Annotated in this window: 18 protein-coding genes, 1 tRNA gene and 1 riboswitch; of the genes, 8 read left to right on the plus strand and 11 right to left on the minus strand. The window is 72.9% G+C overall.

The annotated features are described in order from the left end of the window. Positions 1 to 146 precede the first annotated feature (146 nt). Positions 147 to 1,478 carry a glycoside hydrolase family 18 protein gene (locus ACFRU2_RS01815; RefSeq protein ID WP_382966607.1) on the minus strand — a complete coding sequence of 444 codons (1,332 nt, stop codon included), beginning with the start codon at positions 1,476 to 1,478 and terminating at the stop codon, positions 147 to 149. Between the two features lie 126 nt (positions 1,479 to 1,604). Continuing rightward, positions 1,605 to 2,204, minus strand: coding sequence for a hypothetical protein (locus ACFRU2_RS01820; RefSeq protein ID WP_382966608.1), 600 nt, complete (start codon positions 2,202 to 2,204; stop codon positions 1,605 to 1,607). A 78-nt stretch (positions 2,205 to 2,282) separates the two neighbouring features. Here ACFRU2_RS01820 and ACFRU2_RS01825 point away from each other — a divergent pair, with 78 nt between their 5' ends. Next, positions 2,283 to 3,017 (plus strand): ankyrin repeat domain-containing protein, encoded by a 735-nt coding sequence (locus tag ACFRU2_RS01825; protein WP_382966609.1) that lies wholly within the window; start codon positions 2,283 to 2,285, stop codon positions 3,015 to 3,017. A 54-nt stretch (positions 3,018 to 3,071) separates the two neighbouring features. Further along, positions 3,072 to 3,144: transfer RNA gene (locus ACFRU2_RS01830), tRNA-Trp, on the plus strand. 382 nt (positions 3,145 to 3,526) lie between these two features. Here ACFRU2_RS01830 and ACFRU2_RS01835 read toward each other — a convergent pair. Together ACFRU2_RS01835 and ACFRU2_RS01840 are read right to left on the minus strand one after the other, a co-directional pair. After that, complete coding sequence (locus ACFRU2_RS01835) at positions 3,527 to 5,539, minus strand: PA14 domain-containing protein (RefSeq protein ID WP_382966610.1); 2,013 nt, start codon at positions 5,537 to 5,539, stop codon at positions 3,527 to 3,529. A gap of 301 nt (positions 5,540 to 5,840) precedes the next feature. Then, a complete protein-coding gene (locus ACFRU2_RS01840; protein ID WP_382966611.1) occupies positions 5,841 to 6,275 on the minus strand; it encodes a hypothetical protein in 435 nt (144 codons plus the stop codon). Positions 6,276 to 6,669: 394 nt separating this feature from the next. Here ACFRU2_RS01840 and ACFRU2_RS01845 point away from each other — a divergent pair, with 394 nt between their 5' ends. The 4 genes from ACFRU2_RS01845 (at position 6,670) to ACFRU2_RS01860 (ending at position 10,661) form a co-directional block, all read left to right on the plus strand. After that, positions 6,670 to 7,617, plus strand: coding sequence for a helix-turn-helix transcriptional regulator (locus tag ACFRU2_RS01845; RefSeq protein ID WP_382966612.1), 948 nt, complete (start codon positions 6,670 to 6,672; stop codon positions 7,615 to 7,617). Between the two features lie 46 nt (positions 7,618 to 7,663). Continuing rightward, a riboswitch (cobalamin riboswitch) is annotated at positions 7,664 to 7,744 on the plus strand. A gap of 57 nt (positions 7,745 to 7,801) precedes the next feature. Next, complete coding sequence (locus tag ACFRU2_RS01850; protein ID WP_382966613.1) at positions 7,802 to 8,794, plus strand: ABC transporter substrate-binding protein; 993 nt, start codon at positions 7,802 to 7,804, stop codon at positions 8,792 to 8,794. Continuing rightward, positions 8,791 to 9,846: a FecCD family ABC transporter permease gene (locus tag ACFRU2_RS01855; protein WP_382966614.1), complete on the plus strand. Its 1,056-nt coding sequence runs from the start codon at positions 8,791 to 8,793 to the stop codon at positions 9,844 to 9,846. Before ACFRU2_RS01850 ends, ACFRU2_RS01855 begins: the two co-directional genes overlap by 4 nt. Further along, positions 9,843 to 10,661 carry an ABC transporter ATP-binding protein gene (locus tag ACFRU2_RS01860; RefSeq protein WP_382966615.1) on the plus strand — a complete coding sequence of 273 codons (819 nt, stop codon included), beginning with the start codon at positions 9,843 to 9,845 and terminating at the stop codon, positions 10,659 to 10,661. The genes ACFRU2_RS01855 and ACFRU2_RS01860 overlap by 4 nt, the downstream gene beginning before the upstream one ends. Before the next feature lie 65 nt (positions 10,662 to 10,726). On the opposite strand, the gene ACFRU2_RS01865 is transcribed toward ACFRU2_RS01860, so the two are convergent. From ACFRU2_RS01865 to ACFRU2_RS01890, 6 genes are all read right to left on the minus strand, one after another. Beyond that, entirely contained in the window at positions 10,727 to 11,116 is a 390-nt protein-coding gene (locus tag ACFRU2_RS01865; RefSeq protein ID WP_382966616.1) for a VOC family protein, read from the minus strand. Between the two features lie 135 nt (positions 11,117 to 11,251). Then, positions 11,252 to 12,886: a N,N-dimethylformamidase beta subunit family domain-containing protein gene (locus tag ACFRU2_RS01870; RefSeq protein WP_382966617.1), complete on the minus strand. Its 1,635-nt coding sequence runs from the start codon at positions 12,884 to 12,886 to the stop codon at positions 11,252 to 11,254. Positions 12,887 to 12,980: 94 nt separating this feature from the next. Next, the gene (locus ACFRU2_RS01875) at positions 12,981 to 15,374 is read right to left on the minus strand and encodes a polysaccharide lyase 8 family protein (RefSeq protein WP_382966618.1); all 2,394 of its coding nucleotides are present in this window, start codon (positions 15,372 to 15,374) and stop codon (positions 12,981 to 12,983) included. Between the two features lie 118 nt (positions 15,375 to 15,492). Further along, complete coding sequence (locus tag ACFRU2_RS01880) at positions 15,493 to 16,332, minus strand: sugar phosphate isomerase/epimerase family protein (RefSeq protein ID WP_382966619.1); 840 nt, start codon at positions 16,330 to 16,332, stop codon at positions 15,493 to 15,495. After that, complete coding sequence (locus ACFRU2_RS01885) at positions 16,329 to 17,486, minus strand: dihydrodipicolinate synthase family protein (RefSeq protein ID WP_382966620.1); 1,158 nt, start codon at positions 17,484 to 17,486, stop codon at positions 16,329 to 16,331. The genes ACFRU2_RS01880 and ACFRU2_RS01885 overlap by 4 nt, the downstream gene beginning before the upstream one ends. Next, complete coding sequence (locus ACFRU2_RS01890; protein WP_382967798.1) at positions 17,483 to 18,607, minus strand: Gfo/Idh/MocA family protein; 1,125 nt, start codon at positions 18,605 to 18,607, stop codon at positions 17,483 to 17,485. The genes ACFRU2_RS01885 and ACFRU2_RS01890 overlap by 4 nt, the downstream gene beginning before the upstream one ends. A 249-nt stretch (positions 18,608 to 18,856) precedes the next feature. Between ACFRU2_RS01890 and ACFRU2_RS01895 the strand changes: the two genes are divergently transcribed. Together ACFRU2_RS01895 and ACFRU2_RS01900 are read left to right on the plus strand one after the other, a co-directional pair. Next, positions 18,857 to 19,984 (plus strand): LacI family DNA-binding transcriptional regulator, encoded by a 1,128-nt coding sequence (locus ACFRU2_RS01895; protein ID WP_382966621.1) that lies wholly within the window; start codon positions 18,857 to 18,859, stop codon positions 19,982 to 19,984. After that, positions 19,981 to 20,796, plus strand: coding sequence for a sugar phosphate isomerase/epimerase family protein (locus ACFRU2_RS01900; RefSeq protein WP_382966622.1), 816 nt, complete (start codon positions 19,981 to 19,983; stop codon positions 20,794 to 20,796). Before ACFRU2_RS01895 ends, ACFRU2_RS01900 begins: the two co-directional genes overlap by 4 nt. On the opposite strand, the gene ACFRU2_RS01905 is transcribed toward ACFRU2_RS01900, so the two are convergent. Further along, a complete protein-coding gene (locus ACFRU2_RS01905; protein ID WP_382967800.1) occupies positions 20,793 to 21,785 on the minus strand; it encodes a hydroxyacid dehydrogenase in 993 nt (330 codons plus the stop codon). The genes ACFRU2_RS01900 and ACFRU2_RS01905 overlap by 4 nt on opposite strands. Between the last annotated feature and the right edge of the window lie 290 nt (positions 21,786 to 22,075).

Raw genomic sequence — 22,075 nt, forward strand, 5'->3', positions numbered from 1 at the left:
TACCCCCGCGCCCCCGCCCGAGGGGGAGGGGAGCTTGTCACCCCCTCGCCCTTTTTTCCCCCCCAGGGGGGGGGGGGGAGGTTTGGGGCCCCCCCCGGCCCACTCCTTTCCCCCCTGCCCGGCGCCGCTGTTCGGGGGCGGGGCCGTCAGTGGCCGCGCAGTCCCTCGTCGACCGCGGTCATCAGCTCACCGTCGGCCGTGTCCGCGTCCAGGGACCAGAACATCGCGCCGCCGAGGCCCTCTTCGCGGATGTACCGGGTCTTGGTGCGCAGCACCTGCGGGTCGTCGTACGTCCACAGGGTGGTGCCGTCGAACAGCCAGGCGCTGCCGTTGCGGCGGTCCCGGTGGAGCTTGTACGTACCGGACGCCGCAAGCTCCTTGAGCTCCTTGTAGTCCGCGTATCCGTTCGCCCACTTGGCCGGCGCCGGACCCGTCGCGGGCTGCCCCATGCCGTCCCCGCCGCCGCTGACTCCGGTCCAGCCCTGCCCGTAGAACGGCATGCCCATCACGAGCTTGTGCGCGGGCGCGCCGCGCCGCTCCCAGGCGTCCACGGTGCCGTCGACGCTGAAGTCGTTGCGCGCGTAGAGCGCGGACTGCTGGGCGGTCGTGGCCTCGCCGGAGACGTGGAAGTCGTAGCCCTGGAGGGTCACGAAGTCCAGGTCGCGCATGATCCGGCGGACGTCGAAGCCCGCGTCGATCTTGGCGGGGGCGGTCGGGACGAACGCGGACAGCTCGTACTTCGCCTTCCGCTTCTGGCTGCGCGCGTAGTCGTCGAGCTGCGTGCGGAACTCGCTCACCAGCGCGGTGAAGTTCTTCTTGTCCTCGGGGCGGTAGGTGGTGTCGGTGTCGCCCGAAGAGCCGGGCCACTCCCAGTCGATGTCGAACCCGTCGAAGATCCCGGCAGCCGAACCCGCGCCGCCGCGGCTGCCGTCCTGCGGGAGGTTGCCCTTGATGTACAGGTCGATGCAGGAGGAGACGAGGGCCTTGCGGGAGGCCGGGGTGAGCGCGGCGTCCGAGAAGTGCGTGGACCAGCTCCAACCGCCCAGCGAGAGCAGGACCTTGAGGTTCGGGTGCTTGGCCTTGAGCTCGCGGAGCTGGTTGAAGTTGCCGGCGAGCGGCTGGACCCAGTCGTCGGCGACGCCGTCCACCGAGTTCTCGGCGTCCAGCGGACGGACGTAGTCGGCCCAGGCGTCGGCCTCACCGGGGATGTTGCCGGTGAAGCACTTGCCGTCCGCACTGATGTTGCCGAAGGCGTAGTTGATGTGCGTGAGCTTGCTCGCGCTGCCGTTCTTCTCCAGGTCCTGGACCTGGAAGTCCCGTCCGTAGACGCCCCATTGGGTGAAGTAGCCGACCTTCTTGTACGAGCGGCCGTGCCCGGAGCCTTCGTGGCCGGAGCCGTCGTGGGCGGGGGCGAAGGCGGTCAGCAGGGAGAGGGAGCAGGCGGCGACTGCCAGCCTGCCGAGCATGCTGCGGCGCATGGGCTTCCTTTGCGGATGCGGTGAGTGGTGCCGGGGCGCGTGCGCTGTGCATGCGGAAACTATTGGTCTGGACCAGAGCGGGTCAAGGGGGCGGGGCAAGTCGGTGCGGACGGGAGGGCGTCCGGGTCAGGCCAGGCTCCACTGGGCGACGTCGTCGGCGAGTCCGCCGTCGAGGGCGAACTGGACCGCGGCGAGGCCCGCGTCCCGCGGCAGCCGGAAGGCGACGAGGCCGGTGGCCGTGGAGCCGGGGCCGAGCACGACGGCCTCGGGGAAGGCGGCCCCGGCGGCGCCGGCGACCCCGGCCACGCCGGGCTCCTCTGACAGGTTCAGGCCGGTGAAGCGGTGCCCCTCGGAATCCAGCAGATGAGTGGCGGCGGCCGGGGAATCCTCGTACACGGCCGTCCCGGTGTTCTCCAGGCGCAGCCGTACGGAGACCAGCCGGTCCGCGTCGTCGGGCGCGGGGCCCGCCGGGTCGGCCACCCGCAGGAGGGTCACGTCGAGCCGCGCGCCGGGGGCGCTTCCGGTGAGGGACACGGTCTCGCCGGAGGCGTCCGGCCCCGGACCGGCGCCGGAACCCGGCGGGGCGGGGCCGAGGAGCAGGGCGGCCGTCAGCGCCGCGAGGACGGCGAGCGTGCGCGGCCGGCGCCGTCCGACGGGGCCCGTCCGGGCCGACCCGTGCCGGACGGAACCTGCCGACGCCGCACCGCTCGTCACCCTGTCCACCATTCCACGATCCTCCGCGGAGTCGGGACACGCGACCCGCGCCGCGCCCGTGCTGACCGGGGGGCTCGTAGGCTGGGCCGCATGCTCTCCCTCACATCGGAGGACCCGCTCGCCGTAGCCGTCACGGCCGCGATCCGGGGCGGCGACCTGGACGGACTCCGGCGGCTGCTGGCCGCGCACCCCGGGCTGGCGGGGAGCCGGATCGTGAAGCGGGGCGAGGCGGCGGGCGAGCGGAGCCTGCTGCACCTCGCCGTGGACTGGCCCGGCCACTACCCGCGGACCGCGGAGGTGATCCGTACCCTCGTCGCCGCCGGAGCCGACCCGGGAGCCCGCTTCGTCGGCGCGCACCGGGAAACCCCGCTCCACTGGGCCGCGAGCAACGACGACGTCACCGCGATCGACGCCCTGGTCGAAGCCGGGGCCGACCTCGAGGCCCCGGGCTCGGTCCTGGGAGGCGGCGCCCCCCTGGCCGACGCGAGCGGCTTCGGGCAGTGGAGGGCGGCACGCAGACTCCTCGAACTCGGAGCCCGCCCCACCCTCCAGGACGCGGCCACCCTCGGACTCCTCGCCGCGGTCGAGGACTCCGTCGGGGCGGGGGCCGATCCGGATGAGATCACCAGCGCCTTCTGGGGGGCGTGCCACGGGGGCCAGCTGTCCACGGCGCAATACTTGTTGTCTCAAGGAGCGGACATCAACTGGATCGGCCACGGCGGCCAGACGCCCCTCGACATGACCCTGACCAGCGAAGACAACCCGATCATCGACTGGCTCAAGTCGGCCGGCGCCCGCACGCGGGACGAAATTCTCAGCGGTTGACCACCGAATTCAGTGGATCTTCGGAGCGCGACATGGCATGGTTGGTCTCACCGAAGGGGCGTAGCTCAGTTGGTAGAGCACCGGTCTCCAAAACCGGTTGTCGTAGGTTCGAGCCCTGCCGCCCCTGCAAGTTGGTGAACAGGTGAAACCCTGTTTTCAGCCCCCCGGCCGTCATCGGCCGGGGGGCTTTTCCTTACCCGACTTCTCCTGATCTGGGGTTCGGGATGCGCAGCGCGCCGCTACTGGATGTTCAGGCGGAGAGGGTGCGCGGCGTCCACCGGACAGGTGAAGATGCGCAGTTCGCCGAATCGGCCCACGCTGAGGTCCGGGTCGCGGCCGCTGTCCATCGTGAGGTACGGACGGGTCAGTGCGCCGCAGGTGCGGTCCCTCGCACACGGGCCACGGCTCGTCGGCCGGCGACAGCAGGGACCGCACTGGCGTCGGTGGTGTTCACGGCTGTCACGCGGACCGCGCCAAGCCCTGCCGGCCGCGGCCCGCGTGCGTCCGTCCTACGGGTGGGCCGGTGGGAGGATCACGTGGTTCCCGCCGGGTGCCGACTCCTTGCCGTCGGCGTATGAGGCGGTCACCCGGTAGAAGTGGGTGGTTCCGGTGGGCGGGGCGGAGTCTGTGTAGGCGGTGCCGGTGATGGGCTGGGGCGTCAGTTTCTCGTAGGCCTTGGTCGTCGGATTCCAGCGGTACACCAGGTAGCCGATCGCGTCCGTGACCTTGTTCCACGAAAGTTCGGCGCCGGTGCCGGAGGACGTACGGGTGGCGTCGAGGGTGATCGGTCCGTTCTCGGGAGTCGCGACGGACGGTGTCAGGTCCAGCTCGGTGGCGTTCACGACCGAGGCGTCCCCGGTCCACTGGAAGCTGGAGTTCCCGGTGGTGTCGACGGCGTCGACGAAGAAGCACAGCTCCTCGCCGTCAGGCAGGGTCTCCAACAGGTATGACGTGTCAGCCGTGCCGAGGTACGCCGTCACGCCCGCCGAGCAGTCCTGGCCCATCGGGGTGCCGGCGTAGACCTCGTACCGCTGGAGGTCGGAGGCAGGGTTGGCGCTCCACTTCAGGACGATGCCGTAGGCGGTGGCCCGTGCGGTCAGGCCGGTGACCGGAGGGGGCGGTGTCTGGTCGCGGGAGCCCGTGGTGACGGTGGCGGTGTTGGACGGTACGGAGGTGTTGCCCGCGTGCTGGTCGACGCCCCAGCCCCGCACCGCGTAGTGGTACTTGGTGTTGGCTGCGGTCCCGTTGTCCTGGCAGGTCCACTGGATCTGCCCGTCCGGCAGCTTCTTCGAGGTACGGCTGCTGCAGAAGACCTCCGCCGTCTGGGTGTTCACGGGGAGAGTGGTGGACCGGTAGACGGTGAAGCCCTCGTAGGCGCCGTCCGTCGCGGGGCGGACCTTCCAGGTCAGGTCGACGTACTTGCCGACAGGTTTCGCGGTGACCTCGTGCGGTGCCGCGACCGGGCGGCGAGCGGTGACCGGGGTGCTGTACCGGGAGGCCCGGCCGGCCGAGTCGACGGCCGCGACCTGGTACTCGGAGACGACCGAGCGCGGGGCCGCGGTGTCTTTGAAGCTCGCCGCGGTGGTCTTGCGGACGGTGGCGTCACCGGTCCGCTTGACCAGGTAGCCGGTTGCTCCGGGGGACGTCGGCCAGGTCAGGGAGATGCCGGTGTCGGCGGCCGTGGCACGGGGAACGCCGGGGACGGCGGCGTTGGAGGTGGCCACCGGCTGCCCGGTGGTCGCGGCAGAGGCGTTGCCGGCCAGGTCGAAGGCGCGTACCTGGTACTCGTAGGTACGGCCGGCGCCTTCGGGCGGCGGCTCGGCGAAGGACGTTGCCTTCGTGGTGCGGACGGCGGTCCAGGCGGTGGTCCCCGCGAGCCGTCGGTAGACCCGGTAGACGCCGAGGTCCATTTCCCGGTTCGCCGCCCAGGCCACCTTCACCTGCGCGGTGGTGTTGTCGAGCACTGACGTGAGGCCGGTCGGGGCGAGGGGCTTGACCTTGTCCTCGGCCGCGGAGGTCCTGGGCACGTAGCCGAACTTGACGTCGGCGGCGCCGCTCCAGTTGACGGTGTAGACGCGCAACTTGTGGGTGCCGGGCGGAATCGTCACGTTCACGGTCTGCGTCTGGTCAGCCGCGACGTTCTTCCACAGGTCGATGTGAAGGGCACCGTCGAGGTAGACGCGTATGCCGTCCTGGCCGGTGGCTGTCAGGGTGAACGGGCCGCCCGATCCGAAGTCGCGGTCCAGGGTCCAGCGGACCCCGAAATTGTCGGACGGCAGGCCGGCTGCCGGAGCGCCGGTGCCCCAGTTCTCGTCGACCGCGACGTCGCAGTCGGTCCGTACGGGCGCTTGGCTGAACGAGGTGGTGGGGAAGAAATCGCGGGTGAACTGCGGCGACGGGCACTGGGCCGTCGCCGTAGCTGCGGCGGCCGAGGTGGTGCCTGCGGCGGTGATCAGTCCGCAGACGGTGGCTATGGCAGCCAGCGCGGCGGCGCCACGATGCCGCCGAGGAGGTGGGGTCACGGTGTGAGGCCTGTCCGGAGAGGAAGGTGGACTGGCGGGTCACGAGGGGTTGATCTTCCGCCGGGCAGACTCTACTGGTCATGATCGGGCTGGACGAGAACCGGGAAAGGCGCCAAAGCGCTGGAGGGTTCAGGGGAGGGGCACATGAGGGGGCATCGGCAGTCACCGGTGGACGACCGGGAGAGCGACGAGCTCGTCGAGCCGAGCTCGTCGAGGCCTGGCTCCTTGAGGCCTGGCTCGTCGTCGAAGGCGAACCGCTGCCGGTGCCTGCGGTCCGCCCCCCTGCCTGCCTCGTCCGGGATCAGTAGGTCGGGCAGAGGTTGGCTTGGGTGGCTGCGACGATCAGGGCGGACTTGACGGGGCCGAAGCCGTCGGGGTGGTTGGGGCCGATGAAGCGCTGGTTCGCGCCGGCGACTCGCTTGGCCGGGTCCTTCTCGCCCTTCATGGACTGGCACTGGTCGAGGCCCCGCGAGACGGCCTTGTCGTCCTGGCCGTTGACGATCTCGGGGTCGATCTTGTTCAGCGCGGCCAGGTAGGTGGCGCGTTGCGCCGGTGCGGGGCTCGGCGGGAGGCCGCTGTCGGGGCGGGCCGCGCTCGGATCGGCGCTGGGTCGGGCGCTCGGTACGGTCGAGGTGGAGGCCTTGTCGGAGGTCGGTGCGTCGGAGTCGCTGCCGCAGCCGGTGAGGGCGAGGATTCCGGCGCCGGTGAGGGCGATGATCACGTGGTGTCTGCGCATCGGGTCATGGTGGCCCGGGAGCGGGGCCCGTGGGGCTGATGTGACGGGGCTGTGACAGACGTGGCGCGACTGTGGCCCGGGGGCAGTTGGGCAGTTGGGCTGAGGGACAGAGGGCAGCGGTGCCGGCGCGGCTGCCGGAGACTCTCTCGGGCGGCTCGGGCGGCTCGGGCGGCTCGGGCGGCTCGGGCGGCTCGGGCGGCTCGGGCGGCTCGGGCGGCTCGGGCGGCTCGGGCGGCTCGGGCGGCCCGGACGGCTCGGGCGGCCCGGACGGCCGGAAAGGGCCGGCCCGCCCGATGGCCCGGACGGCTCGGACGAGGTGGCTCGCGGCGTCGGCTCGGAGTGGCCCGGGGCGGAGGTGACGGAGGAAGCCGGGGGGACCGCCTAGCCTGGGGGAATGAACGCCACCGCCGGGCGCGAGCCCCGTTCCGACCTGCGGGACTTCCTGCGTTCCCGGCGGGCCCGGATCGGTCCCGAGGAGGTGGGGGTCGCCGCCCACCCGGGGAGGCGGCGGGTGCCCGGGTTGCGGCGGGAGGAGGTGGCGCAGCTTGCGGGGGTCAGCGTCGACTACTACACGCGGCTGGAGCAGGGGCGCACCCTGCACGTCTCCGACGAGGTCCTCGACGCCGTGGCCCGGGCGCTGCGGCTCGACGCCACCGAGCGGTCCCACCTCTTCGACCTGGCCCGGCCGCAGCGGGCCCCCGGGCCCGGGCGCGCCGCCCGAGCGGCGGCCGGAGCTCCCGGCCCCGCGGACGCCGCCGGCCCGCAGCGGGTCCGGGCGGGCCTGTACCGGGTACTGGACGCCCTGGAGGACGGCACCCCGGCGATGATCATGGGGCGCCGGCTCGAGGTCCTGGCCGCGAACCGGCTCGCGGAGGCCCTGTACGCCGACTTCGGTGCGGCAGCGCCCCACACCCCGGAGTCGGGCACGCCCGGCCGGCGCGGGCGCAATCTGGCGCGGTTCCTCTTCCTCGACCCCGCCGCCCGCGGGCTCTTCGCCGACTGGGAGGGTGCCGCGCGCGCAGCCGTCGCCGCGCTGCGGTTCTACGCGGGCCGGCACCCGTACGATCCGGATCTGAGTCCGCTCGTCAAGGAACTGGGCGCGCTCGACGGGGACTTCCGGCGGTGGTGGGCCGGCCACGACGTGCTCGAACACACCCACGGGACCAAGCGCTTCCGGCACCCGGGCGTCGGCGAACTGGCCCTGGAGTACGAGTCCTTCGCCTTTCCGGACGACCCCGACCAGATGCTCTACCTCTACACGGCCGAACCGGGATCACCGTCCGACGAGGCGCTGCGCACCCTCGCCTCCCGGGCGGCCGATGCGGTGCGCACGCGCCGCTGACGTCGCCCTTCTGGCACACTGGGCCGGGTTATCCAGGCGGTGCAGGACAGGAAACCGGTGCGAATCCGGTGCGGTCCCGCCACTGTGACCGGGCACCCCCGTGCGGGGACCCGGGAGTCAGACACTGACGCACCGCCTCTTTCGGTTCGACCAGGGGACGCGGATCCCCCGGAGAGGCTTCACCATGTCTTCGTACCCCCGTGCGCTGCTGCGCGCGCTCCTGCCCGTCCCCCTCCTGATACCGCTGGCCGCGTGCGGGGGATCTCCCGCGGCGCAGGACGGGAAGGCGGCGGCGGGCGCCGCGCCCGGATTCCCGTACACGGTCACCAACTGCGGTGTCACCAGCACCTATCAGGCGCCGCCGCAGCGTGCGGTCGCGATGAACCAGCACGCCACCGAGATCCTCCTGGCCCTCGGCCTGGAGGGCAAGACGGTCGGGACGGCCTACCTGGACGACGCCGTACTGCCCGCCTACCGGCCCGCGTACGACAAGATCAAGGTGCTGGCGAAGGAGTACCCCTCCAAGGAGATCCTCCTCGGCGCCAACCCCGATTTCGTGTACGGGGGTTACTCCAGCGCCTTCGACAAGGCGCAGGGCCGCGACCGCGAGGGACTCGCGAAGTCCGGCATCAACTCCCGCCTCAGCGTGGAGTACTGCACCGAGGGCAAGGTCGGCCTCGACCAGCTCAGGACCGAAATCACCGAGGTGGCACGGACCTTCGGCGTGCCCGAGCGCGGCGAACGGCTCATCGCCGACGAACAGCGCCGCATCGAGGCCGTCAGCGCACGCGTGAAGGACCGGGCCAAGCCGGCCGTCTTCGTCTACGACTCGGGCGAGGCCTCCGCCTTCACCTCGGGCGGCAAGGGCATCGGCAACGAGATCGTCGCGCTGGCGGGCGGCGCGAACGTGTTCGCCGACCTCGACGACACCTTCGGCGACGTGTCGTGGGAGAAGGTCATCGAGCGCAAGCCCGAGGTCGTCCTCATCTACGACTACGGCGGCACCACCGTCGAAGCCAAGAAGCAGCGCCTGCTGAACGACCCGGCGCTGGCGCAGGTCCCCGCGGTCAAGAACCAGCGGTTCGTCGTGCTGCCGCTGTCCTCCGCCGTGCTCGGCGTACGCGTCGCCGACGCCGTCGAATCGCTGGGCGGCCAGCTCCACCCCGCCGCCCCGTGAGGCTCCGGGCCGCCCGCGCGTTCACCCGTACCCCGGTCGTACTGGCCCTGCTCGGCGCCGCGCTGGCCGCGTCGGCCCTGGCGGGCCTGGCCCTGGGACCGGTGCGGATCCCTCCGGGCCAGGTGCTCGACATCGTGCTCGCAGGGCCGGGACCCGGAGGGGGAACAGGCGCCTTCGGGGCGATCGTGTGGGACGTCCGCATGCCGCGCGTCCTGCTCGGAGCCGTCGTCGGCGCGGGCCTCGCCGTCGCGGGAACCGTGCTCCAGGCCCTCGTACGCAATCCGCTCGCCGACCCGTTCCTGCTCGGGGCCTCCTCCGGGGCCTCGGCCGGGGCGGTGCTGGTGATCGTCTTCGGCGCCGGGTTCCTCGGCTTCGCGGGCGCCGCCGCGGTACCGCTCGCCGCGTTCGCCGGGTCGATGGGCGCGCTCGTCGCCGTCTACGCGATGGCCCGGCGCGGCGGCACCATGACCACCGGCCGGCTGATCCTCGCCGGGGTCGCCGTCCAGTACGTGCTCTCCGCCCTGACCAGCCTGATCCTGGTGCTGGCCGCCCATCCCGACCAGATCCGCAGCGTGCTGTTCTGGACCCTCGGCGGGCTGGGCGGGGCGCGCTGGAGCGAACTGGCCCTGCCCGCCGGGGCCCTGGTCCTGGGCACCGGGCTGCTCGTCGCCTTGGCCCGGCCGCTCGACCTGCTGCTCGCGGGGGAGGAGGGAGCCCAGACGCTCGGCCTGGACACGGGCCGGTTCCGGGCCGCCGTGTTCGTCCTCACCTCGCTGGTCATCGGCGTACTGGTGGCCTACAGCGGTGCGATCGGCTTCGTGGGGCTGATGGTCCCGCACGCCGCCCGGATGGCCGTCGGCGCCGGGCACCGGGCGCTGCTGCCCGTGGCCGCGCTGGGCGGGGCGGTGTTCCTGACCCTGGCCGACCTGATCGCCCGTACCGCCGCCGCACCGGAGGAGATCCCGGTGGGCGTGGTCACGGCGCTGGTCGGCGGGCCGTTCTTCCTGTGGATGCTGCGCAGGTCCACCCGTACCGAAGGGGTCGTGGGATGACGGCGGGACAGGTGGGACAGGCAGGACCTGCGGAACTCGCCGTCGAGGACGTGCGGTACGCGATCGACGGGCAGCCGCTGCTGCACGGGATCGACCTCACCGCCCGCCCCGGCGAGACGGTCGGGGTCGTCGGTCCCAACGGCAGTGGCAAGACGACACTGCTGCGCTGCGTCTACGGCGCCCTGCGCCCGACCGGCGGGCGCGTCCTGCTGGACGGCGCGGACACGGCCTCGCTGGGCGTCAAGGACCGGGCCCGGCGGGTGGCGGTGGTGCCCCAGGACGCGGCCGGTACGTTCGGGCTCACCGTGCGCGAGGTGGTCGCCATGGGGCGCAGCCCGCACAAGCGGTTCTGGGAGCAGGACGGACCCGACGACGTACGCCGCGTGGCGCGGGCCCTGGACACCGTCGGCGCGGCCGCCCTCGCGGACCGCCGCTTCGACGGGCTCTCGGGCGGCGAGCGCCAGCGCGCCCTGGTGGCCCGCGCCCTCGTCCAGGACCCCGGCCTGCTCGCCCTGGACGAACCGACCAACCACCTGGACATCCGCTACCAACTGGAGATCCTCGGCCTGGTCCGCGCCCTGCCGGCCACCGCCCTGCTGGTTCTGCACGACCTCAACCTGGCGGCGATGTACTGCGACCGCCTGTACGTCCTGGCGGGCGGCCGCGTGGCGGCCTGCGGCACTCCGGCGGAGGTGCTGACGGAGCCCCTGCTGGCGGAGGTCTACGGGGTGCGCACCCGCATCGCCACCCATCCGACGACGGGCGCGCCGCACATCGTCTACCTTCCGGAGGACGGGGCACGAACGGGATTCTGACGTGACGGCGGATGAGGCCCGACGGCGGACGGGGCCCGCCCGGCGGGGCCGGGCGGGCCCGGGTCCTACTGCGTGAAGCCGCCGTACGGGACGGTGATCAGTTCCATGCCGTGGCCCGAGGGGTCCTGGAAGTAGACGCCGCGGCCGCCGTCGTTGTGGTTGATCTCGCCGGGGCGCTGTCCGTGCGGGTCGGCGAAGTAGGTGATCTTCGCCCGCTTGATCTTCTCGAAGGCCTCGTCGAACTCGGCCTCGGAGACGAGGAACGCGTAGTGCTGTGGGGTGATGGACTCGGCGGGGATGGTCGCGAAGTCCAAGGTGACGCCGTTGGCGATCTCGATGGGGATGAAGGGGCCCCAGGGGGCTCCGACCTCCAGGTCGAGGAAGTACGCCAGGAATTCGGCCGACTCCCGGTGGTCAACGGAGTGGACGATCGTGTGGTTGAGCTGAACGGTCATGAGTGGATGCCTCCGAAAGGCATGTCCCGGCACCTCCATGTCTCACCCGGCCGGTGACCGACACGCGATGCCGCGACATGATCCTAAACAGCCCTTACGAGATGAGTCCAGTGCGTTTGGGTGGAGCGGCGGGCCTCATGCGCCCGGACCCCCGTACACCGACTTCACGTTGTCCTGCGCCGGATGCGTCCGTCCTGCCGGGCCCGCCGCGAAGGTGCGGAGCAGGTTCTCGGTCATCCGCGTGGTCAGGGCGCCCGAGCGGGCGTCCAGGCCGTGGTTGGCTCCGCTGCGGCCGTCGCCCTTCGCATCGAGGGCCTCCACCCAGCGCATCGTCCCCGTCGCGAAGACGGCGGCGCCGCTCGGCGTCGTGTAGTACGCCGTGTCCTGGTGGCTGGGGCGGCCGTCGCAGACCACGGGGGAGTGGGCCAGGATCTCGATCGGACGCGGGGTGGTGAAACCGGTGTTGACCCTGTCGTACTCCACGCCGACCAGGTGCGGGAAGCTGTCGCCGGCCTTCGCGCCGGTGCCCTCGAAGAGCCAGTGGCCCGGGTTGGTCACCACGTACGGGGCGTCCACCGGGTAGCCGTCGTAGATCACGCCGAGCAGCGAGCTCTCCGGGTCGGCGGCCGGCGGGGAACGGAAGTCGACGGTGGCGGGGTGTCCGCGTTTGAAGCCGGGATCCTGCTCGTAGGAGGACTTGTAGCAGACCACCGTGCGGTCCGGCCCGAGCTCGGAGGCCTCCAGCCGGATCCGGCGGTAGCAGCAGTTCGCACCCAGGATCGCGACGTTGGTGCCCGCGTCCCGGGCCGCCGTGACGTGCGCCCGCTGCTCGGGCGACCAGTACTCGTTGTGTCCGAGGGAGAGGACCGCCGATGCCCCCTCCAGCAGTCGCTTCTCCCGCGCCAGGTCGGTGGTGGTCGTGTACGCCAGGGCGATGCCGAGTCGTTCCGCGAGCGCGAGCAGCGGAGCCTCGTACACCAGGAAGAGGCCCGCGCCGTCGTCGTACTCGTAGGGCCGGTCGAAGGTCACGGCGAGCGAGCGCGAGGCGTAGCCGCCGCTCGGGCCGTCGTAACTGCCGTATCCGCCCCAGCGGTTGTACGCCTGCCAGGTCGCCACCGCGTTGACCACGACGGTACGTCCGGCCGTGGCCGCGGACCGCACGGTGACGGGGACGAACCGCTGGCCCTCGCCGCCCTGCGCGTCGAGGCGCAGCAGGTAGCAGCCCTCGGGCCAGTCCTTGGTCTCGACGGTGGTGCTACGGGCCCACCGGGTGCGGACCGTACGCGTCGAGGCGTCCACCGTGTGGTCGGGCTGGCGCACCCCGGGCAGGGCCTCGGAGCGCCAGACCAGGCGGGCCCGGGCGCCGCCGTACCAGCCCATCCGGTAGGCGGAGACGGTGAACCGGGGCGCCGTGGTGGAGACGTGCAGGCCGAAGGACTCGCCGGGCAGCACGCTCACCCGGTCGGCGAAGCCCTCGATGGCGCGGGCCGGGCCGGCCTTGGTGACCTGCCAGTCGGCGTTCCCCGGGCGGGCGTTCTCGGCCCGGACGTCGAAGCCCTGCGGCCCCTCCTTCTTCTCCGGGGGACCGGACGGCTCCGGGCTCTCGCCGGGCCCCGCCCCGTCCGCCTCCCCGGCGTCCCCGGCGTCCCCGCCGGCGCAGCCGGCCACGGCCCCCAGCCCGGCGGCGGTGGCCGCGGCCCCCGTCGCCAGGGCGAGGAACCGCCGCCTGCCCGCGCCTTCGCCGTCCCCGGATATGTGCTCCTGATCCATGCAGGTCACGCTATGTCACACCGTGGGCTCAGCTTTTACCGCCCCGCGCGTGTCCGGGACTAGGTGGCCCGGGGAGGATCAGGCGGCCCGGAGATCACCCCAGCCTCACCTTCACCACCTGGCTCGCCCCCGCCAGGGCGGTGAAGCTGCCGAAGCCGAGCTGGAGCGCGCTCCCGGTGCCTGCCGAGACCACGCTCGCCGGCTGGGACAGCACCTGGGTGACGGGCCGGTTCCACACGAGGGTCAGCCCCGAGAGGGTGCGGGTCGGGTCCGAGACGCAGACCACGGCCGTGCCGTCGCCGAGCTCCCGCACCGTGACCGAACACGGCGCGCTCGCCTGCAGCGCGCCGATGGTCGCGGCCTGCCAGAAGTTCACCCCGGTGAAGCCGAGCGAGCCCACCGCCACCCCCTGGGCGGTCGGGTTGTTGGCGAGGACCGTGAGCCATCCGGTGGCCGCGGACCGCGCCGCGGTCTGGGCGGCCGAGGCTCCCGGCATCAGCTGGTAGACGTAGCTGCCGGTAGTCGGGTTCGTCCCGTGGTCGTACCAGAGGGTCAGATAGCGCCGGGTGAGAACCGTGGTGGAAGAGCCCCGGTTGATGTCGCTCCACCGGCCGGTGCGGGCCTCCCGCAACGCCCGGAAGGTGCCCGAACCCGACAGCACATAGCCGCCGAAGCCCGCCAGGTGCGCCCAGCCGGGCCCGGGGAAGGAGGCGGTCCAGCCCAGCGTGGCCGGCTGGACCGTGCCGTTCACGCTCAGGGCGTGGGCGCCGGTCGCGCCCAGGTTCCGGTTGTCGATGACCGTGTCGACCGCGGCGCCGTCCGTGGAGCTGATCCCGGCGCCCAGGCAGACCACCGTGTCGTCGAGGAAGAACCAGGACTTGCGGGCCGTGAGCGTACTGCCCAGCCCCTTCAGGTGCTGGCCCACCGAGGCGAACTCCCCGTCGGTCGTGCCGCCCACCCAGGTGACGTCCGGCCGGGAGGCACCCCAGTCGCCCCCGGCGCCGTCGGCCAGTGCCTTGCGGGAGGCGGTGGTCCCGGGCAGCCGGTAGGGATCGACCGTGGGCCAGAACGCGTCCGAGTACTGGCCGTTCCCGTAGGTGGAGCCCCACCAGCACAGCATGCCGCTGCCCGTGTGCCAGCCGCGCAGGTTCTCGCCGTTGCCCGTCTCGTAGTGCGTGATCCGCTTCGAGGCCATGGACAGGGAAGCCGCCCACGTCGGCCTGCGGTGCGTGGCCCGGTCCATCGAGGGGAACAGCCGGTGCGCCACCGGCTCGGGCACCGCCGTGACCGTGGCGTCCGCCGAGACCTCGGCGAGCCGGGCCAGGCCCGACAGGCTCTGCGTGACGTCCGACAACGGGGGGCCGTAGTAGTCCCGCGCCGTCCAACCCTTCACCAGTCCGCGCCAGCGCGTCCGTTCGGCGGTGCTCGCGCCCTCGGCGAGGAGCAGGATCGCGGCGAGGACCGAGTGCCCGCGGGTGTGGTCGTCCAGCTGCGCCTGGAGTGGATCGGCCAGTTGGACCCCGCGGCTCGGGGCCCGCCCCGATACGGCGTCCATCATCAGCCCGTTGTAGAGGAACGGAGCCCACGCGTGCTCCACCGCGTCGAAGACGATCTGCGCGCCGGGATCGGTGACCTCCCAGGCCGTCCCCTTCAACAGGCCGAACAGCATGCCCAGTCCGCCGAGCATGACCGAACCGTACGAGCCGGTGTACGCGACGTAGGTGTGCTGGATGAAGGAACCGTCCCGGTAGAGCCCGTCGCCGGAGGTGACGTACGGGAACACCGGCGTGAGCGCGTCCCGGGCCAGGGCGATCTTCGCGTCGTCGCCGCCGACCACACCGCGCAGCGCGAGCACCCGGCACAGGTCCACCCGGTTCGCCCCGGTGCTGGTCCCCGTGTACGAGCCGACCGAGGAATCCGGTACGAAATGGTCCACGGCGGCGCAGTAGGCGGAGAGCTGGGCCGCGGAGAGCAGGCCGTACATCAGGACGACGGTGTCGAGCAGCGCCTGGGGGGCGCCGATCTGCCAGCACCACCAGTTGCCGTACCGCGTCTGGCCGGCGTTGTAGGCCTGGGCGTGGAGATGGTCCAGCCCGGTCAGCACGGCCGTACCCAGCGCGGCGTCACCGGTGAGCCCCGTCCCGGGTCTTACGTAGGCCTCCGCCATGCTCCGCAGCCGGTAGTAGCTCTGCGCCAGCCACTCGGGGTCGGTGGTGAAGACCTGGTCGGGCCAGAGCGAACCGGTCGCCGGGGCCATCGAGGAGCGCCACTGGCCTGCCTGCGCGCCCAGCGCGGTCAGCCGGGTGCGGAACGGCTCCGCGGTGGGGGAGGACACGCTCCCCAGGACGAGGCCCTGCCAAACCGCGCGCATGGCGGCGTGCACCGAGGTCACCGTCCCGGCGGTCGCGGGGAAGGCGGGGGTGCCGAGCAGCACCACGCTGCCACCGACCGCCGTGAGGAAGGCACGGCGGCTCCACACATCTGTCATCACAGTCTCCTTTGACTGAAACGCTGCTTCGCTCGAAACGCTGCTTCGCCTGAACAGCTGCTGCGCCCGAAACGCTGTGGCCCCCGTGTACTTCGGCTCGTGCACTCCCCCCTTCACCTCATGCGACGTGCGCGCGGTAGCGGTCGATCACCTCCCGCAGCACCTCTGCGCCGTCGCGCGCCCACAGCCCGGGATGGAAGATCTCCACCTCCACCGGCCCCAGGTACCCCGCGGCGTCGGTCAGCTCCCGGAAGGCCCTCAGGTCGATCGAGCCGTCGCCCAGCTGCCCCCGTCCCAGCAGCACGCCCTCGGGGAGCGGCGTGACCCAGTCGGCGACCTGGACGGACACGATCCGCCCGGCTTCTCCGGCCCGCCGGACCTCGGAAGGCAGCCGCTCGTCCCACCACAGGTGGTAGGAGTCGACGACCACCCCCACCCGCGTCGCCGGGAACTCCTCGGCGATGTCCAGGGCCTGACCGAGGGTGGAGACCACGCAGCGGTCCGCCGCGTACATCGGGTGCAGCGGCTCGATCCCCAGGCGCACCCCGTGCCCGGCGGCGTACGGGACCAGGTCGCCCAGGATGTCGACGATCCGCCGCCGGGCTCCCGCCAGGTCCCGGTCTCCGTCCGGCAGGCCGCCCGAGACCAGGACCAGCGCGTCGGCGCCCAGCTCGGCGGCCTCCTCCACGGCACGGCGGTTGTCCTCGAGGGCGGCCGCCCGCCCGTGCGGATCGGCGGCGGTGAAGAAGCCGCCCCGGCACAGCGAGCTGACCCGCAGTCCGGCCCCGGCGACCAGCTTCGCGGTCTCCCGCACCCCGAACCGCTGTACGGGATCGCGCCACAGCCCGACCGCGCCGACCCCGGCCGCGCTGCACCCGGCCACCAGCTCGGGAAGGGACCACTGGCGGATCGTCTCCTGGTTCAGGCTGAACCGGGCAGGCGCCCCCGCCGGGCTCACGCGGCCACCCCGTGCAGGGCCAGCAGCTGTCGCATCCGGGCCTCGGCGAGCTCCGGATCCGGGAACAGGCCGAGGTCGTCGGCCAGTTCGTAGGCGGTGGCCAGATGGGGGAGGGAGCGGGCCGAGTGCAGCCCGCCGACCATCGCGAAGTGCTCCTGGTGCCCCGCGAGCCAGGCCAGGAGCACGACGCCCGTCTTGTAGTAGCGGGTGGGCGGAGCGAACAGGTGCCGGGACAGCGCCACCGTCGGATCCAGCAGCTCCCGGAATCCGGCCGCATCGTCCTGGTCGAGGGCGAGCGCCGCCCGCGCCGCGATCGGGGCGATCGGATCGAAGATCCCCAGAAGGGCGTCGCTGGCCAGCTCGCCGTCCCCGGCGATCAGCTCGGGATAGTGGTAGTCGTCGCCCGTGTAGCAGCGCACGCCCGCGGGCAGCCGCCGCCGGATGTCCACCTCGCGCCCCGCATCGAGCAGCGAGACCTTGATGCCGTCGACCTTCTGCGGATACTCGGAAATGATCTTCAGGAAGACGTCCGTGGCCGCGTCCAGATCGGCGCGCCCCCAGTACCCCTCCAGCGCCGGGTCGAACATCGGCCCCAGCCAGTGCAGGACCACGGGCCGGGAACTCTGCCGCAGCAGCCTCCCGTACACCTCCAGGTAGTCCTCCGGGCCGCGCGCCGTGGCGGCCAGCGCCCGGGAGGCCATCAGCACGGCCGTCGCCCCGCACTCCTCGACCAGCGCCAGCTGCTCCTCGTACGCCGCGGTGACGGCGGCCAGGTCATGGGTGGTATCCGGAGCCAGCTGGTCCGTGCCCGCCCCGCAGACGATCCGGCCGCCCACCGACCGGGCTTCGGCGGTCGAACGGCGGATCAGCTCCGCCGCGCCCGGCCAGTCCAGGCCCATCCCGCGCTGCGCCGTGTCCATGGCCTCGGCGACCCCGAGGCCCTGCGCCCACAGCGTGTGCCGGAAGGCCAGCGTGGACTCCCAGTCGATCACCGGTCCGGAGTCGGCCGAGGCGGAGAGGGGGTCGGCCACCACGTGCGCGGCCGAGTAGAAGGCGCGGCTGCGGGCCGGGCCGCAGCTGAGCGGCGCCAGCGGAGCGGTCACCGGCGCGTGGAGGCGCAGCCCGCCGTCCGCGGAGGGGAGCCGGATGCTCACAGCGCCACCTCCGGGACCACGAGCCGTCGGCCCTCCGCAGAGGAACGCAGCCCGAGATCGGCCAGCTGCACCCCGCGGGCGCCGGCCAGCAGGTCCCACTGCCAGGGCTCGTCCCGTACGACGTGGCGCAAGAACAGCTCCCACTGGGCTTTGAAGCCGTTGTCGGCGGGGGTGTTGTCCGGGACCTCCTGCCACTGGTCGCGGAAGTTCTCGGTCAGGGGCAGGTCCGGATTCCACACCGGCTTCGGAGTCGTCGCGCGGTGCTGGATCCGGCAGCCGCGCAGCCCGGCGACCGCCGACCCGTGCGTCCCGTCGACCTGGAACTCCACGAGCTCGTCGCGGTTGACCCGTACCGCCCAGGAGGAGTTGATCTGCGCGACGGCGCCCCCCTCCAGCTCGAAGATCCCGTACGCCGCGTCGTCCGCGGTGGCCTCGTACGGCTTGCCCTCCTCGTCCCAGCGGCGGCCGATGTGGGTGCGGGTCAGCGCCTGCACCGAGCGGACCCGGCCGAACAGCTCGTGCAGCAGGTACTCCCAGTGCGGGAACATGTCGGCGACGATGCCGCCGCCGTCCTGGGAGCGGTAGTTCCAGGAAGGGCGCTGGGCGGACTGCCAGTCGCCTTCGAAGACCCAGTATCCGAACTCCCCGCGCACGGACAGGATCTCGCCGAAGAAGCCGCCGTCGATGAGCCGCTTGAGCTTCAGCAGGCCCGGCAGGAACAGCTTGTCCTGCACCACCCCGTGCTTGACGCCGGCCGCGTCGGCCAGGCGTGCGATCTCCAGCGAGGACTCGAAGGTGAGGGCGGTGGGCTTCTCGCAGTAGACGTGCTTGCCGGCCGCCACGGCCTGCCGCACGGCCGCCTCGCGGGCGCCGGTGACCTGGGCGTCGAAGTAGATCTCGACCTCGGGGTCGGCCAGCACCGCGGCCAGGTCGGTGCTCACGTGCTCCAGTCCGTGCCGCTCCGCGATGGCCCGCAGGGCCTCCTCGCGGCGGCCGACCAGCACCGGCTCCGGCCACAGCACCGTGCCGTCGCCGAGGTCGAGCCCGCCCTGCTCGCGCAGTGCGAGCAGGGAGCGGACCAGGTGCTGGCGGTATCCCATCCGCCCGGTGACGCCGTTCATGGCGATCTTGATCGTCCTGCGCTGCACGGTGTCCCCTCCTTCGTCTTGTTGCGGTGTTCCTTGTGCGGAGCTTCCGAGGAAGCGATGGAGAAAGCATAGAAAGCGCTTTCTCTCCGTTCAGGCTAGGGCCGCTCGGTGTCGCGGTGCAAGACTCTTACGGGTGATGGAAAGCGCTTTCTTCATCGGCGACTATGGAGATCCACACATCGGGTGAGACGATGACCCGGGACGGAACGGAAGGAGGGGACGATGGCGGTCACACTCGCCGAAGTGGCGGCGCACGCGGGCGTATCGCCCGCCACGGTCTCGCGCGTGCTCAACGGCGGGTATCCGGTGGCGGGCGGCACCAGGACCCGAGTGGAGCGGGCGATCGAGGACCTCGGCTACATCGCCAACGGCCCGGCGAGGGCCCTCGCCGCCGCGACCTCCGACCTGATCGGCGTCCTCGTACACGATGTCGCGGACAGCTTCTTCGGGATCCTCGCCGGATCCCTGCAGAGCGCCCTGGCCCCCGGCGGGCAGGGCGGTGCGCGCCGGCTCGCCGTCGTCTGCAACACCGAGGGCGCCCCGGCCGCCGAGCTCGACTACCTCGCCCTCCTCGAAGGACAGCGGGCCGGCGGGGTCGTCCTGACCGGCGGCGCCGTGGAGGATCCGGAGCACACCCGGGCGCTCGCCGCCCGCCTCGCCCGCATCGCGGCCACCGGCGCCCCGGTGGTGCTCTGCGGGCGACCCCCGCTGCCCCTGCCCGCCGGACTCCCCGTCGCCACCGTCATGTTCGACGACCGGGGCGGCGCCTTCCGGCTCACCGAGCACCTGCTGACGCTCGGCCACCGGCACATCGCCTACGTGGCCGGCCCGCCCGGGCTGAGCACCACCCGGGAGCGCCTCGCCGGACACCGGGACGCCCTGCGCGACCACGACCCCGAACTGCCCGCGCACTGCGCCGGCCTCACCGTGCACGCGGGGTTCGAGCGGTCCTCCGGATACGACGCCACCCGCGAACTACTCCGCCGCGGCGCGCCCTTCACCGCCGTGGCCGCCGCCAACGACACCGTCGCCACCGGGGTCGCCGCGGCCCTGCGCGAGGCCGGCCTGCGGATACCCGAGGACGTCTCCGTCGCCGGCTTCGACGACCTGCCCGTCTGCGTCGACACCGCACCCACCCTCACCACCGTCCGGGTGCCGCTGCGCGAGGCCGGGGTGCTCGCGGCCCAGCTCGTCACGGGTCGCAGGGCGCTGCCCCCCGGCGGCATCACCACGCTGCCCGCCGAGCTGACGGTGCGCGCCTCCACCGCTCCGCCGCCCGCCACCTCGCCCACCGCCACCGGGCCCACCGGCACCGGGCTCCCCGCCGCCACCGAAGGGGGCCGTCCGTGAGGTACGCCTTCTCCACCCTCGGCCTGCCCGGCACCCCGCTGGAGCGCAGCGCGGAGCTCGCCGCCACGCACGGCTACCAGGGCCTCGAACTGCGGGCCCACCCCGAGGAGCCCCTGCACCCCGCCAGCTCCGCCGGCGACCGCGCGGCCGGCCTGCGCACCCTGACCTCCGCCGGAGTCACCGTCCTCGGAGTCGCGGGCTATGCCCGGGTGGCCGCGCCCGGCCCCGACGAGCCCGTCCTCGCCGAGATCGAAGCCCTGGTCCGGCTCGCCGCCGACCTCGAAGCCCCCTACGTACGGGTCTTCCCCGGCGGCGGAGAACCACCCCGAGCCGACGCCGACGACCACGCCGTCCGCAGGCTCCGGGCCGCCGCACCCTTCGCCGAGCGGCACGGGGTCCGGATCCTGCTGGAGACCCACGACTCACACCGCACCGCGACCGCCACGGCCCGGGTCCTCGACCGCGTCGCGCATCCCGGCGCGGGCGCGCTGTGGGACGTACTGCACACCTGGCTCGGCGGCGAGTCGCCGGCCGGGTCGAGCCGGGCCCTCGCCGGGCACCTGGGGTACGTCCAGGTCAAGGACGTGGCGTCCGCGCAGGAGCTGACCCCGCTCGAGCTCGGCGGGGGAGCGCTGCCGCTCGCCGAGGCGGTGGCCCTCGTACCGCCGGGGGGCTGGCTCTGCTGGGAGTACGAGAAGCGCTGGTACCCCGGCGCCGGCACACTGCCGGAGCGCCTCGGGCCGGGCCGCGCGTACTTGGAGCGCCTCGTCCGCGCGGCGCGGGCCGGGCTAGAGCGGAAAGACACCCCCTAGGCCGACTGTCCGAGCCGGTCGCGGTCGACGGTGTGGCGGAAGCGGAACCCCCGGGCGTAGCGCTCCACTTCCTCGACCGCCGACAGTGCCAGCCGGTCCAGCTCCCCGCCCAGGGAACCGGCCACGTGCGGGGTGAGCAGCACGTTGGGCAGGTCGTACAGCGGGGAGTCGGCGGGCAGCACCTCCGGCTCGGTGTGGTCGAGCACGGCGTGCAGCCGCCCCGAGACCAGCTCCCCGGTCAGCGCCGCGGTGTCGACGAGCGAGCCCCGCGCGGTGTTCACGAGGGTGGCCCCGTCCCGCATCAGGGCCAGCCGGGACGCGTTCAGCAGCCGGCGGGTCTGCGGCAGCTCGGGAGCGTGCAGGCTCACCACGTCGCTCCGGGAGAGCAGTTCGTCCAGGGCGACGGCCTCGGCGCCGAGGGCGGCGAGCTCGGCCGGATCGGCGTACGGATCGTGCACGAGCACCCGCAGGTCGAAGGGGCGCAGCAGCTCGAGCACGCGGCGGCCGATCAGCGAGGCGCCGACCAGGCCGACGGTACGGCGGTAGTTGCCGACGGCGGGGTAGTGGCGCAGCGGGTCGATGGGGCCGCGGGCGGCCCGGTAGGCGTGCGCGGAGTCCAGTACGCGCTTGTTGGCGAACAGGATGGCTGCGAGCGTGTACTCCGCGACCGGCAGGGCGTTCGCGGCCGCCGCACTGGAGACGAGCAGCCCCCGCTCCCAACAAGCCGGGGTGACATGGTGTTTGACACTGCCGGCGGCGTGCACGACCGCCCGGAGCTCCGGCATCAGCTCCAGCGCCCGCGTGTCCAGCGGAGGGCAGCCCCACCCGGTGAACAGCACCTCGGCCACGGCCAGCCGCTGCCGCAGCGCGTCCTCGGAGCGGGCGGAGCCGAAGTCGGTGACGAGCAGCCCGGGGTCCACATCGGCGACCCGGACCAGCTCCGGAAGCACCCGTTCACCGAGCACGGCGGCCCGGGTCGGGACGCTCATGGCGAGCACGGTGACCGGCCGGCGGGGCGCAGCGAGAGGGGAGAGGAAGGAGTCGGAATCGGAGGCGGGGTGGGTCACGTGGCGGCTCCTGCGGTGAGATCCGAAGTCCCGATGGTCACAAACCCCGGCCGCGGCGCCGGCCCCGACACGTGGCTCTCGATCCCGGAAGTCTTTTGCGATCGTGTGAACTTCCACGCCGGTGCGGGCACCCGTCCCGGGGCCGGGGGACGGGTGCGATCTACACTGCCGTCCTGCCGATCATGTGCCGGACGAGTGCGGAGGAACAAAGA

The organism is Streptomyces sp. NPDC056883 (genome assembly GCF_042788835.1).
Classification (GTDB): Bacteria; Actinomycetota; Actinomycetes; order Streptomycetales; family Streptomycetaceae; genus Streptomyces; species Streptomyces stoeckheimensis.